The organism is Sporolactobacillus terrae (genome assembly GCF_019930545.1).
Taxonomy (GTDB): domain Bacteria; phylum Bacillota; class Bacilli; order Bacillales; family Sporolactobacillaceae; genus Sporolactobacillus; species Sporolactobacillus terrae.
Genome location: NZ_CP082837.1, coordinates 2,007,726 through 2,020,688, shown reverse-complemented (window position 1 = coordinate 2,020,688; position 12,963 = coordinate 2,007,726). Strand labels below are relative to the sequence as shown.

Annotated in this window: 11 protein-coding genes; 4 read left to right on the top strand and 7 right to left on the bottom strand. The window is 47.8% G+C overall.

Annotation, left to right across the window (positions count from 1 at the left end; all coding sequences use genetic code 11):
• Positions 1-28: 28 nt before the first annotated feature.
• The 5 genes from K7399_RS09610 to K7399_RS09590 all read right to left on the bottom strand — a co-directional run bounded on the left by K7399_RS09610 (position 29) and on the right by K7399_RS09590 (position 7,432).
• Positions 29-850: an arginase family protein gene (locus tag K7399_RS09610; protein WP_028977003.1), complete on the bottom strand. Its 822-nt coding sequence runs from the start codon at positions 848-850 to the stop codon at positions 29-31.
• 399 nt (positions 851-1,249) lie between these two features.
• Positions 1,250-2,107, bottom strand: coding sequence for an LD-carboxypeptidase (locus tag K7399_RS09605; RefSeq protein WP_028977004.1), 858 nt, complete (start codon positions 2,105-2,107; stop codon positions 1,250-1,252).
• A 14-nt stretch (positions 2,108-2,121) separates the two neighbouring features.
• Entirely contained in the window at positions 2,122-3,498 is a 1,377-nt protein-coding gene (locus K7399_RS09600; RefSeq protein WP_028977005.1) for an RsmF rRNA methyltransferase first C-terminal domain-containing protein, read from the bottom strand.
• A 12-nt stretch (positions 3,499-3,510) separates the two neighbouring features.
• Positions 3,511-5,268, bottom strand: coding sequence for an adenine deaminase (gene ade, locus K7399_RS09595; RefSeq protein WP_051577920.1), 1,758 nt, complete (start codon positions 5,266-5,268; stop codon positions 3,511-3,513).
• A 367-nt stretch (positions 5,269-5,635) separates the two neighbouring features.
• Positions 5,636-7,432 carry a M3 family oligoendopeptidase gene (locus tag K7399_RS09590; protein ID WP_028977007.1) on the bottom strand — a complete coding sequence of 599 codons (1,797 nt, stop codon included), beginning with the start codon at positions 7,430-7,432 and terminating at the stop codon, positions 5,636-5,638.
• 118 nt (positions 7,433-7,550) lie between these two features.
• Here K7399_RS09590 and K7399_RS09585 point away from each other — a divergent pair, with 118 nt between their 5' ends.
• From K7399_RS09585 to K7399_RS09575, 3 genes are all read left to right on the top strand, one after another.
• The gene (locus tag K7399_RS09585; protein WP_028977008.1) at positions 7,551-8,009 is read left to right on the top strand and encodes a low molecular weight protein-tyrosine-phosphatase; all 459 of its coding nucleotides are present in this window, start codon (positions 7,551-7,553) and stop codon (positions 8,007-8,009) included.
• A 120-nt stretch (positions 8,010-8,129) separates the two neighbouring features.
• Entirely contained in the window at positions 8,130-8,690 is a 561-nt protein-coding gene (locus K7399_RS09580) for a hypothetical protein (protein WP_028977009.1), read from the top strand.
• A 39-nt stretch (positions 8,691-8,729) separates the two neighbouring features.
• Complete coding sequence (locus K7399_RS09575) at positions 8,730-9,581, top strand: YihY/virulence factor BrkB family protein (protein WP_028977010.1); 852 nt, start codon at positions 8,730-8,732, stop codon at positions 9,579-9,581.
• 34 nt (positions 9,582-9,615) lie between these two features.
• On the opposite strand, the gene K7399_RS09570 is transcribed toward K7399_RS09575, so the two are convergent.
• Positions 9,616-11,541, bottom strand: a complete 1,926-nt coding sequence (locus K7399_RS09570; RefSeq protein WP_028977011.1) for a heavy metal translocating P-type ATPase — start codon at positions 11,539-11,541, stop codon at positions 9,616-9,618.
• A 327-nt stretch (positions 11,542-11,868) separates the two neighbouring features.
• On the opposite strand from K7399_RS09570, the gene K7399_RS09565 reads away from it, so the two are divergent.
• Complete coding sequence (locus K7399_RS09565) at positions 11,869-12,327, top strand: VanZ family protein (protein ID WP_028977012.1); 459 nt, start codon at positions 11,869-11,871, stop codon at positions 12,325-12,327.
• Here K7399_RS09565 and K7399_RS09560 read toward each other — a convergent pair.
• Positions 12,318-12,755 (bottom strand): TlpA family protein disulfide reductase, encoded by a 438-nt coding sequence (locus K7399_RS09560; protein ID WP_028977013.1) that lies wholly within the window; start codon positions 12,753-12,755, stop codon positions 12,318-12,320. The two genes, K7399_RS09565 and K7399_RS09560, sit on opposite strands and share 10 nt — an antisense overlap.
• Between the last annotated feature and the right edge of the window lie 208 nt (positions 12,756-12,963).

The following is a 12,963-nucleotide window of genomic DNA, read 5'->3' as shown; positions in this document are numbered from 1 at the left end:
AAAAACGGTTCTTTTTTGGATCAACCGCCTACATCACATGTTTGGACGAATCCGTGACAGGATACACCGGCACAGGCTTTCGCAACGCTTGATGCCGGATAAAGGCTTGTGCAATTGCCCAATTGCTGCGTTCGTTCCGATGAATCCATGAGCACATTTGCTGATTATAGCGCTGATGCGGGCGTACCGGCCACTCGCCGCATACATCAAGCCCTTCGATTTGTTTGCATTCAATCAGCTGATCGAGCAAATGCACTAGTGTTTTGATCGGCAGCGTCCCTTGGCTCCAATTGGTTTTCGCATCGCGTTCGGATAAAAGATCTTTATCAACACTGATATAAATCGCTTCTGTTGGAATCAGTGCAGCGAGCCGATGCGCAGAAGGCAAACCCCGTTCCGGAAAAATGGTGACAAGATGGCGTTCAGAAAGAGAGACATCCCGTGAACGTACCGGCTCGGGACCGATGATCATCACTTTTTTCAAATGGGTGAGTTCAGACAATGCATGCCGTACCCATGAACCGCATGAAAGCAGTGAGCCGATGCTTCCTTCCTGCAGGTCGGTATGATGGTCGAATAAAACAAGCGTGAAGGGATGCTGAATCTTTCTAAGTTGTGCCAATGTGGCGTAATGATAATTTCCGCTGCCCCAGAAGGTCAGCCCGCAATCGGGAATCTTGTTCATTTGTTCGCAGATCGAAGCAAAAGCCTCGGGTGAGCAATATAAATGGGTACCGCGCAGCTGTGAAAAATCAATCCAACGATGCGGTAGCCGAGTAAGCAGCTTCTGCTGCTGTGTATAAGTTCCGTCAAAATTGCAGAAAGTAATTTGCTGATGCAACAAAGTCATGAACACGCACTCCTCAATTGAATCAAACCGATGATTTTAGATAAACCGTTTACATATATAGTTATAGTTTAATGCAATTTTTGAAAAAAGGAAACATTCGCCGCAGTGCAGCTTCAACCACGAAAAAATCATGCTGCGATAAGTGTAAAAAGCAAGGGGGTTATTCACTTATAGGGTAAGCGCTTGCATTGGGTGTAAAAAAGGATCCAAATGATTATGAAACAGAAATGTCTGTTCGCGCACAAGGTTGATGATTCAAAACGGTATTTGGAGCAAAGGAACTTTTGCTAAGTGTAAGGAATCTTTCGCTAAGTACGCATACGTCCTGTATCAACGCGAAAGTCACCGCATCTTGCGGAAGTAAAAACCGGGCTTTTTTTTGCCCGGTTTTTCTCAAAATTACAGTGTAAGCGGTAAACCGATTGGCAGACAGCGAGCATCTTCGCCATGACCAAGTTGTTCGGTTTTTGCCACTGGCAAATGATAGCGATCGGTAATTTCAAGGACGAGCGTCTCAATCAACGGGGTGTACGGTTTGGCTTGCATTTCTGAGAAGGTGCCAAGCAGGATGCCGCTGCATTGCTTAAATACCGATAACTGATCCAGCTGTGCGAGTAAAGAAGCCATCCGTGCCGGACCGCCGCCTAAAGCTTCCAAAAACAGAATTTTATCGGTTGGATTTGGAAAATAGTGCGTACCCGCCAGCTTTAAAAAGCAGCGGATATTGCCGCCGATCACGATACCGTTCATTGAATGACCACGCAGCCAGTGCAGCGGAATATCTGAAAATGAATGGGCGCTCATAAAGGATTTTTGGAACACGCCTTTTTGCTGGTCAGCAAAAGCTCCAGCTAAGTTTTTAATCCGGTAATGGTACGCGGGCTGATCGGTGCATGCGTAGACGGCATTATTGATGACCGACAGATCGCTGATGCCGACGAAGGGAATCGCTGCGCGACGAATTATCTCAAAATCAAGATCGGGCAGGATTTGATTGGCACTGTCACCGCCGGAGATGTCGAAAATAGCTTTGATTTTATTCGATTGGTAAAGGCGCATCAATTCTGAAGCACGTGCTTTCGCTGAACCACTAAAGGGTGATCCGTTTTGTCGAAAAATCGTTTTCGCTTCGATAGGTGTTAAACCGAGGCTGATCAGTTGCTGCCTGATCATTTGCAGCTGGATTGCATCTTCTTGGCGAAGGCCGTCCGAACAGGAAATCAGTCCGACGGCGTCTCCTTTTTTCAATAGCGACATGTCTGTCTCCTCCTTTATTTAAGGCCTCTGCGTCGCAATCCTTTGGGATAACTGTTTTTTAACTGGCCACTGGCAGCTTTGCCCCAGCCTAGCGGATAGCCATCGATCGTAACAACGGTCCATCCTTTGAGTGTACGCGTAAGCGGTAAGGTCTCTCCGCGCAAATAGCTGTTCCACAGTTGATCAGTAGCCGACAATGCATAGCGATTTTGAAACTGATCCGAACGCAGCGCCAAGGCCAAGGCATGGTTCGGTTCGAAACGATTCTTTTTTTGTTCGCCAAGATGCAGCCCTGTCCGAATCACTTTTAACTTGCCTAAGTCGGGACAAGCGGTCGGAAGAAGGAAAAGTTGATGGCCGATCCAATCGAAGGTACCCGCTAACTTCTCGCGCAGGGTTTGTGCTTCGAATGTGCGATAATCATTTAATGTATTTTCTTTAGCCGGTACTGCTTTTTTTTGCTTTCGCGATGATGCGGAACCGTGTTTGCGCAGCTTTGCCACAAAATGGCCTTCCCCGCGCAGCAAATGCGGCCAGAGTCGTGCGGTTTTTGTTAATGTTTGATCATCATCCGCCCATTGTGGACGGCCATCCGACACACCCGCATATTTTTCAATCGGCAAAAGCTCAAGGTCGGGATGTTTTTTCAATAAAACGTGGATCATGCGTTCATCTTCTTCGGGCGCAAAGGTACAGGTGGAGTACACGAGCGTTCCTTCAGCACGAAGCATCATGTAGGCATGCTCTAAAATGTGTTCCTGCAGCGCAGCACATTCTGCGACATGCGCAGGACTCCAATAGGTTGCAGCTTCCGGATCCTTGCGAAACATGCCTTCACCGGAGCATGGTGCGTCAACGAGAACTTTGTCAAAATAGCCCGGGAAATAATCGGCTAATCGTTCAGGCATTTCGTTCGTGACGACTGCGTTGGTGATCCCCATTCGTTCAATGTTTTCAGAGAGCGCTTTGGCCCTTTTCGAGTAAGGCTCATTGGCAATCAACAAGCCGCTGTTCGCCATCCGGGCGGCTAATTGTGTTGATTTTCCCCCTGGTGCGGCGCAAAGATCGAGAACGCGTTCATCAGGCTGCGGCGCTAATGTATCGGCAACAAACATTGCACTTGGCTCTTGAATGTAATAGAGCCCCGCTTGATGGTACGGGTGCTTGCCCGGCGCATCCTCTTCTTGATAGTAAAAGCCATTGGAACAGAACGGGATGGGCTGCAGATGAAAACCACTCCGCGCGCGAAGCTGTTGCGGCTTGATCTTTAATGGATTGACCCTCAGGCCCAGGGCTCGATCTTGGTCGTATGTCGCAAAAAATGCGCGGGCTTCATCTTTGCCCATAAGCGCAGTCATTTTTTTTATAAACGTTTCAGGCAAAGCAGTCAAGAATAAACCTCCTCAATCAATGGGCACAGAGATGTGCTGAAATGCACGAACATCAAACAACCCGGTATCGGTCAGCTTCAGGTCGGGAATGACCGGCAGGCTTAAGAATGAGAGTGTCAAAAATGGATTGAATGAATCTGAAGCACCGAGCGAAATCGCGGCTTCATTTAATTCTTTTAATGCAGAAGCTGCTTCCGCCGCCGGCGAATCGGTCATGAGTCCGGCAATCGGCAGCGCAAGTTCAGCAAGAACGTTGCCATCGTTAACAACAACCATGCCCCCATCAATTGCTTTCAAATGTTCGGCTGCGGCGATCATATCGGAATCACTGCAACCAGCAACAACGAGGTTGTGGGAATCATGGGCAATGGTTGTTGCGATTGCACCGGATTTTATGCCGAAGCCTTTGACAATCGCCGTTCCAACTGTCCCCAATCCTTTATGGCGCTCGATGACAGCCATTTTTACATAATCACGATTGGGGGAGTAAACAAAATGATCATTCTGCTCCGGAACTTGCTCAACAAGATTACGGGTGACGAGACTGTTGGGAATAATGCCAATCACATGTGCTTTATGTGACGGACCAAGCGGAACAGCCAGCACATCTGCAGCAAGTGCCGGCCATTTCAGTGGGTGAGCCTGCGGTTTTATTGCTGAATGGGTATGATGGTGAACCGATTGACCGTTTTCAGCAATCCGCTTGCCATGCGCATAGACCTTTGATATGGAAAATTGTTCCAAATCATCAAGCAATAGAAAATTGGCTTCATAACCGGGCGCAACTGCACCTTTTTCCCTAAATCCGTAGCACTCGGCTGGATTGAGCGATGCCATTTTGATGCAGGTAATCGGATCCAAGCCGCTTTTGATCGCCATGCGTACATTATGATCGACACTGCCTTCAGAGATGAGGTCGTCCGGATACTTGTCATCAGTACAGAACAGGAATCGGCGACTATTGGTTTCATTCACTAGAGAAATGAGCTGCGGCAGATCTTTGGCGACTGTGCCTTGGCGGATCATCACATACATGCCGCGTGCGAGCCGATCTTTTGCTTCATCGATTGAGACACATTCGTGATCGGTACGAATGCCGGCAGCCTTGTATATATTCACTCCTTGTGCATCCAGTCCGGCAGCATGACCATCGATGCGCCAGCTGTGTTTTAAGGTCATGGCCAGTTTATCCACCATTTCCGGTTCAGCATTTAACACAGCTGGAAAATCCATGACTTCTGCAAGACCAAGGACCTGTGTATGGTTAAATAAGGGCTCCAAATCGTTCGCTTCAAGCGTCGCACCGTTATGTTCAAATGCAGTTGCCGGTACTGACGAAGGCAGCATGACATATAGATCAATGCTGCTTTCTTTCGCGCGCTCGAGCATAAAGCGAATCCCGTCCGCACCGAGAACGTTTGCGATTTCATGAGGATCGGTAATTGCTGCCGTCACGCCGCGTGCCGCTAGAACATCGGAGAAAGCGCCTGGCGTCAGCAGTGATGATTCAATATGGACATGCGCGTCAATCAATGCCGGGCAGATGTAACAGCCTTGCGCGTCAAGGATTTCATTTGCCGCGTAATCGCCGAGTCCGACGATCATGCCGTCTGCAATCGCCACGTCCGTTTCCAACAATTGACCGCTGAACACATCGATCACTTTTCCATTTTTAATGACGAGATCCGCCGGTTCGTTATGCGCGGCGACCTTGATCCGCCGAACGAGATTTTCTTTATTAACTGTCAAAAGTTCCAGCTCCTCTCTCATTACGTCCAAATATATAGACCATTATAACTGAATTGAAAGCGGATGGGGAAATGGACATGATTAATGTAAATTTACCGGCGAAGAAACAGCAAACCGCTACCCGAGCATTGGTCCATCCAACGATCCATTTTGAGACATGGCTAACACTGAAAAAGCTGCAAAATAATACATGCTGCCAGCCAGCGAGGGTGACAGCATGAAAACGATCATCACAAAACGCAAAAGTTAAGCGAAAACCCGAATTTAAAGCGAAACCATGATTTTACACATTCGACATAAAATGGTGCCTTGGCTGAGCATCAAAAGCGTTGATGCAAAACCATGAAGACACGGATCAACGAAACCCGTAAAAGTTAAAGCGAAACCCTCAATTGTTACTGGAGGTCAGCGCCAAAAATTCATCGACATCACGTATGATGTAGTCAAGGGCTGTACTCCAGAATTTTGGCTTTGTTAGGTCGGCGCCAAGATGACGTTTGGCAAGGGTTTCGGTCGTCATACGGCCGGTATCGCGCAGCAGGGCATCGTATTTTTTGGCAAATGCCGGTCCTTCCTGAAGTGCCTGGACGTAGATGCCTGTGCTGAATAAATAGCCGAACGTATATGGAAAATTGTAAAATGGCCAGTTTGTGATGTAGAAGTGCAGCTTAGACGCCCAAAATGTCGGATGGTATGTGTCCAGCTGGTTGCAAAAGGCTTCGCGCTGCGCTTCAGTCATCAGTTGATTCAAGCGATCAACGCTGACGGAACCGGCTTTGCGTGCTTCATAAAAACGTGTTTCAAACAAAAGGCGTGCATGAATGTTCATCAGCAAGGCGATGCTACGCCCAAGTTTATCGGACAGAAAGGCGATCCGTTCTTGCTTGGTCTTGGCCGCGGCTTGACCTGCGTCGCTGACAATCATCTCGGAAAATGTTGAGGCTGTTTCGGCAACATTCATCGCATAGTCTTGAGATAGGTAAGGCAGATCATTCATCAGCGATTGATGGTAGGCATGGCCCAGCTCGTGGGCAAGCGTTGACCGGTTGGATGTGCTGCCGTTGAATGTCATGAAAATACGGGACTGTCCGGAGAGTGGAAAACTGGTACAGAATCCGCCGGGACGTTTGTTCGGCCGGTTCTCCGCTTCAATCCAACGGTTTTCCAATGCGTTTCTCGCAAAGGACGCCATGTTGGGATTAAATGAAGCGAAATGCTTCACGATAAAGGATGCCGCTTCTTCATAGCTGATTTTCTCGCTGCTTGTTTGAAGCGGCGCATCAATATCATACCAACTAAGCTTGTTTAAATGCAGCAATGCCGCTTTCCGTTTCAAAAATGCGCTGAGCTTTGGCTTATAGGCTGTAACCGTTTCCCACATCGTGTTCAGGGTTTGCTTCGATATGCGATTATAGTCCAAGGGTTCATCAAGGACATCATCCCAGCCGCGCGCTTGGTATTCAGCGATTCGAAATCCAGCGATGTGGTTCAATGCGGCGGCAAACAGGTCGGCGCTATCCGACCATGCGGACTCCAGCGCCTGAAAGGCGGCCTGACGTACACTGCGATCAGCATCATTGAGCAGATTGTTTGCTTGGCTGACCGACATTGGTTCCTTTTTACCATGATGCACAACGGTGATCTCCATTTTACCGATTAACTGGTAGTACAGATCTTCCCAAGCGTGGTAGCCGTCAACAGCCAATGCGCTGATCAGTTGTTCTTGATTCGCTTCGAGTTTCTTATGGGACAACGTCCGCTTTTCGTTCAGTGAAAAGGAAATGGCGCGAAGCTGAGGTGCGTTTATAAGGGTCTGAAACTCATCATCGGCAATTTGCCTTAATACCGTTTCAAATAAGCTGTTCACTGCATCGAGTTCTGCGCCAAGGCTGTGCATGCGATTGTTTGCTTGTGCTGCCGCTTGGTCTTTAATGTTTTGCGCGGTCAAACATTCAATGAACGCCGCCGCTTCGTTAAAATGTTTGCATAACGATTCATAGCGTTCAACCAGTGTGGTAAAGGGTTGGACATCCTGACGTGTAAACGGCGTTTTTTGCGCTTCTAATTGTTTCCGTACGGCTTGGATCGCTTGTTCCAGTTCATTCAAAAATATCTGAAAACGCTTTGATCCGGATCCGCCTGCAAAAATTGAGTCGAGTTCCCATTGTTGACTGAGCGTGTTCATTCTTTTACCCTCTTTCTAGATCCTTTCTCATTGTAGCATAAGTGACAGCGGTTTAATCTTTGGCGTTTCTTGGCTTAACTGATATGATATAAGGAGACACAATAAGGAGCGAAAACGAATGCGTCTGCTTTTTGTATGTTTGGGCAATATTTGCCGATCACCAATGGCTGAGGCCGTGATGCGCGCTAAGATTGCAGCAACAGATCTTGCTCAAAAAGTCACGGTGGATTCAGCAGGGACCGGGAACTGGCATGTCGGCGAGCCGCCGCATCAGGGGACGCAGCGCGAGCTGAAAAAAGCGGCAATCCCCTATCATCAGATTCGCGCGCGACAGATCTCGACAGACGATTTTCAAACCTTTGACTTGATCATTGCAATGGATCGTCAAAATGAGCAGGATTTGCACCGTTTGGCGGCTAATACTAATCATAAAGCGAAGATTCGCCGCTTTATGACCTATCTAAATGATCAGCCAGAGCCGGATGTTCCTGATCCGTACTATACCGGCTGTTTTGACGAAGTCTTTGACCGGATTAATCGAGGAACAGACCGGATTCTTGAGACGCTGATTAAATAAGCGGCATCCCTTCACCACTATTTAGCATTTGCCAAAGTGCCTCATATTAATGCCCGCGTGTGTGCAGACTAAAGTTGTGATCCCAATAAGGATTACAGCACTGCGAGGAGGCAGAATCTGATGAGTGTTTATGGCAAAAGCCACATGGGCAAATTCATGCTGATCGGTGGTATGGTTGGCTGTGGTTTGTCGCTGATCGGCCGCGAGACACGATCGGTCTGGGGCCAGCGTTTAGCGACAAGCGCGAGCAACTGCGGAAATTTGATTCGTGCGATGTATCAGCATCCCGATCAAGTCGGCAAGTACATGCAAGTAACCGGCACACGGCTTAAGGGCATGGTTCGGGAAGTCTCTGATGATTTTCAACATATGATCGATCAAGTGGAAAAAGCGAGAACGAGTACAGGCGATACGTATCAATATGTGATGGAGGTCGGCGGCGAGCTGGCTGAGATGGCAGGCAAGATTAGACAATCAGGGAGAAATATGGTTAATTACCAGGAACCTGAACTGATCAGTGCTGAAACAGAGGCCATTCAGAGACTGGAAAATGAGACATCCGTACCGAATCCGGGAACGATACCTCATGTGTCCAAACGCACGTCATCCGTTTCCGCTGCGGAGTACAAGCACTCAGCAGCCCCGAACGGAACAAGTAAAAAGCCGGATCATCGCGCATAACACCATTCCTTGAGGAAACGAGACCGGAGATGGAGAACGGTGGGGAAACTAAAGTTCAGAGATCTATTTCTTTTTGCACGGTTATTGGGCAGACGGTTTATTGAAGACCATACAGTGGATTTAGCGGCAACATTGGCGTACTACTTTTTGTTGTCGCTTTTTCCGCTGTTTATTTTTCTGTTCGCTTTGATCCCGTACCTAGGGGTCAGCCAGGAGCATCTGATCGAGCTGGCGGGCATGTATCTGCCGCAGGAAGTCGTCAGTTTAATCGACCAAAATCTAGATACAGTCTTTACCAAGAGCGGCGGCCTGCTGTCCATTGGCGTGATTGCAACGCTTTGGCCGGCGTCAAGTGCGGTAAATGCGTTAATGCGGATCTTGAATCGTGCTTACCAGGTTGAAGAAACACGGCCCTTCTTTCTGACACGGCTGCTGGCCATGGGGTTTACGGTCTCCATGCTTTTCGCCATTGCGATGACCCTTGCGGTTAACGTTGTTTCTGCAGGAGTGGCACGCAGTTTATTTAGTTATCTGGGGATTTCGCATACCTTTGCGGAAATGTGGTCGGTGCTGAGCACACTCATCACCTTTTGCGTTATCATTGTTATTTTTGCTTTTCTTTACCGGCTTGGCCCAAATATGAAGCTGGAAATGCGGGAAGCGATGGTTGGCTCTGTGATTGCCGGCGTCAGTTGGCAGGTTGTTTCCTACTTTTTTTCATTTTATGTCCGCTCTTTTGGCAACTATTCGTCAACCTACGGGACACTGGGCGGAATTATTATTTTGATGCTATGGTTTTATCTGACGGCGATTACGATCATCCTTGGCGGACAGATTAACGCAATCCTTTATCAATTAAAAAAGCAAGCGAAAAACGGACCCAACCGATAATAAGTTGGACCCGCTTGTTATTTGGGCTTTCCGGTTATCCGCGCAACAGACGCAAACCGTTTAGGATGACCAAGATGGTGCTGCCTTCATGGCCGACAACACCGAACGGCATGGTCAGGAACTGAAGGAAATTGGTTGCCAGAAGAAAAACGATTATCGTCAAGGCAAAAGCAATATTCATCTTGACAATCCGGCTCATCTTCCGCGACAGCCGAACGCTATCTGCGATTCGGGTTAAATCATTTTTCATCAAAACGATGTCAGCGGTCTCCAGTGCAGCATCATTTCCCGCGCCCATAGCGATGCCGACCGATGCTTGAGCTAGAGCAGGAGTATCGTTAATGCCGTCGCCGCACATTGCGACGTGACCGTAAGCCTGATTCATCTTCTGAATTTCCATCGCTTTGTTTTCAGGAAGACAGTTGGCAATATAGCTGCTGACGCCGGATGCCTTCTGCACGGCTGCAGCTGTTTTTTCATTGTCACCGGTGATCATAACTGTTTTGATGCCGTATTTTTTCAGCGTACGGATCGCTTCTTTTGCCGAATCACGGATTTGGTCGACTAAGGAGAGGCAGCCGATCACTCTTCCTTCAGAAGCGATATAAACGACGGTTTCGTCATCGGGCATAATGGCAGGCTGCTCGAGTTGATGAAATGCTTTTAAAGCGTCTGTGTCCATCATTTCTTTTTTCCCGATCAGGTATTCAGTGCCGTGAACCCAGCCAACAACACCGAAGCCAGGCTTCACCTTGACGCGTTCTGCCTCAGGAAGCATGGATTGACCCGAAAGTCTTGCAGAATAAGAAACGATTGCTTTACCAAGCGGATGCGACGAATGATTCTCAATTGCTGCAATCCGTTTGATCAGCGCGACGTCGTCCAAAGTACTCGTGTTTATGAAGCGTGCAACCTCCGGCCTCCCCTTTGTCAATGTTCCGGTTTTATCAAAGGCAATTGCTTTAACAGAGGCCAACTGCTCCAGATGAACACCGCCCTTGATTAAGATGCCGCGGCGTGCGCCGTAAGCGATAGAGGAAAGAATTGCCGGTGTTGTGGAGGCGACGAGTGCACATGGTGAAGCCACAACGAGCAGAACCATGGCACGGTAGACGGTCTCGCCCCATGACCATCCAAATAGGAAGTGCGGCGCGAAAAGCATTAATGCAGCAGCAATCAAGACAGCTTTGACATAGCTGCGTTCGAATCGTTCAATAAATAACTGAGTCGGTGCTTTTGTCGTTTGCGCCGATTGAACAAGGTCGAGAATCTTGCTGAACAAAGCGTCCTCGCTCCGTTTTGTGACGCGGGCAATCACACTGCCGTCTAGATTCATGGTTCCGGCCATGAGCGTAGCACCAGCCTGCTTATATACCGGTACTGATTCACCGGTCATGGTTGCTTCATCAGCGGTTGTTTCCCCGGTAACAATTACTGCATCGCATGGAATCCGTTCCCCGGGTTTAATCAGAATTTGATCTCCAGGACAAATCTTCGTGACAGGCAAGATGGATTCCTGACCGTTCGCAATGAGACGGGCGACTTCAGGCTGCAGTTTCATCAGAGCAGCCAGAGCGTTCGTGCTTTTGGCTGTGGAATAGGTCTCAAGTGCGCCGCTCAATGCGAAGATGAAGATCAGGATCGCACCCTCAAGCCAGTGATTGATGCAGGCGGCACCGATGGCAGCGGTAACCATCAACAACTCGACGTTTAATTGACGTGTGCGAATGGTGGCGATGATCCCTTCTTTCGATTTGTAAAAGCCGCCGATGACATAAGCTGCCGGATAGAGCAGCCAGCTAAGCGGCACCTGCAACAGGCCCAGCAGATAGGCGCTCAGTGTCAAAAGGCCACCGGCAAGTGCTGCGATCAGTTCCCCGTGCTTTCTGTAAATGTTTTGTACACGCTCAAAGTAAGTCGGCCCGTTTGGCGCAGTTGTGAGCTTTGCCTCTTGCATCATAAAAAAACAGCCCCTTTAAAAACTACTTTTATTTTTAAATAAAATAAATACTAAATAATATTAATTATTTAAGATGCAACCATTTGGTGAAGGTTTGCAGGTGTTAAATTTTTAAATGAGAATAAGAATCATCGTTAATTACCCTAATAGCACGCAATGCTGCCGCCAATTCAGGCGACAGCATTGTTTGATGTGTTTATAATCATTTTAATTTAACTCACTTAAATTGTAGCCATGATCATCTGCTTTGTCTAGTATTTTTTATAGATGGATTTTAGACATAGATCATTTTCAATAGACATAATGATGAGTAGAGGAGGAAAAGCCATGCAAGGTGCGCAAACACACAAACAAAAGTTGATTTGGATGCTTTTTATTGCCTATTTGACCTTTCTAATTTTTGTGACGTTGTTCACACACAATTACTATACATACGGACGTTCACGTAATTTGCTGATTTTTAGCAGTATTCGTTTGATGCTGCGGAGCGGTAGCAGCGTTTTAATTGTTAAAAATATCTTCGGCAATGTCTTGCTTTTTCTTCCCCTTGGTTTTCTGATGTCGATCATTATTCCATCAAAAAGACGCTTCGGCTGGCAGATACTGTTTGCTTTCAGTATTAGTGCGCTCATTGAAGCATGCCAGTACTTTTTCGCGGCACGCATTTTTGACATCGATGATATTTTATTGAATACGGGCGGCAGTGTGCTTGGCTTTGTGATCTTTTTGCTTCTCCGGTTTATAAAGCGCAAATGCGTTGTTTTGTATTTTAATGGTCACAGATGAAACAAGTCATCAATCGTTCTTGCAATACGGTAGACGCCGCGTTCCCCCATGTGGTATTCAATCAGATGACCATCAGGAGCAAACAAGTAGTAGGCGGGTACGAAACGATTGGCGAACTGATCGGCAATCTGACGAGTGTTATCGATGAGCATCGGTTCGGTCAGCGCGTATTGCGCCGCTGTTTGCGCCACGTCACGGACATCTAGATCAGCAGGCGAAAGCGGCATATGGACAGCGACAACGTTTAGCCTTCCTTTGTATTTTTCACGAATGGATGTGACAACCGGGAACGACTTTTTACACTTGGCGCAACGAATTGACCAGAAGTGGATGAGTGTCGGGGCACCGAGAAGCTGCTCGCGGCTTGTTTTTTGATTCATCCAGTGGGTTGCCGCTGAGAGGTTAGGCATAATAAAGTGCTTTTTCACAAGCGATTCCCCCTAAAAGAACCATTTCGTCAAATGGTTTTGCTGCTCTGATAGATTATGCAACAGCAAGGAGAGAGGTTCATGCAAGCGCGTAGGGCTATCGTCTGTTTGCGATCAACCGAGACGCTCCGAGCGATTCACGCGCGCCGTGTCTCGAACGGACGGATTGAAGAAATGGCGACTATCACAGATTAGTACTCCCCAAATC

What these genes read in the sequence shown, in the direction of transcription:
- K7399_RS09610 (WP_028977003.1), bottom strand. Translation starts at nt 850, where the DNA reads ATGACTTTGTTGCATCAGCAAATTACTTTCTGCAATTTTGACGGAACT.
- K7399_RS09605 (WP_028977004.1), bottom strand. Translation starts at nt 2,107, where the DNA reads ATGTCGCTATTGAAAAAAGGAGACGCCGTCGGACTGATTTCCTGTTCG.
- ade (WP_051577920.1), bottom strand. Translation starts at nt 5,268, where the DNA reads ATGAGAGAGGAGCTGGAACTTTTGACAGTTAATAAAGAAAATCTCGTT.
- K7399_RS09590 (WP_028977007.1), bottom strand. Translation starts at nt 7,432, where the DNA reads ATGAACACGCTCAGTCAACAATGGGAACTCGACTCAATTTTTGCAGGC.
- K7399_RS09585 (WP_028977008.1), top strand. Translation starts at nt 7,551, where the DNA reads ATGCGTCTGCTTTTTGTATGTTTGGGCAATATTTGCCGATCACCAATG.
- K7399_RS09580 (WP_028977009.1), top strand. Translation starts at nt 8,130, where the DNA reads ATGAGTGTTTATGGCAAAAGCCACATGGGCAAATTCATGCTGATCGGT.
- K7399_RS09570 (WP_028977011.1), bottom strand. Translation starts at nt 11,541, where the DNA reads ATGATGCAAGAGGCAAAGCTCACAACTGCGCCAAACGGGCCGACTTAC.
- K7399_RS09565 (WP_028977012.1), top strand. Translation starts at nt 11,869, where the DNA reads ATGCAAGGTGCGCAAACACACAAACAAAAGTTGATTTGGATGCTTTTT.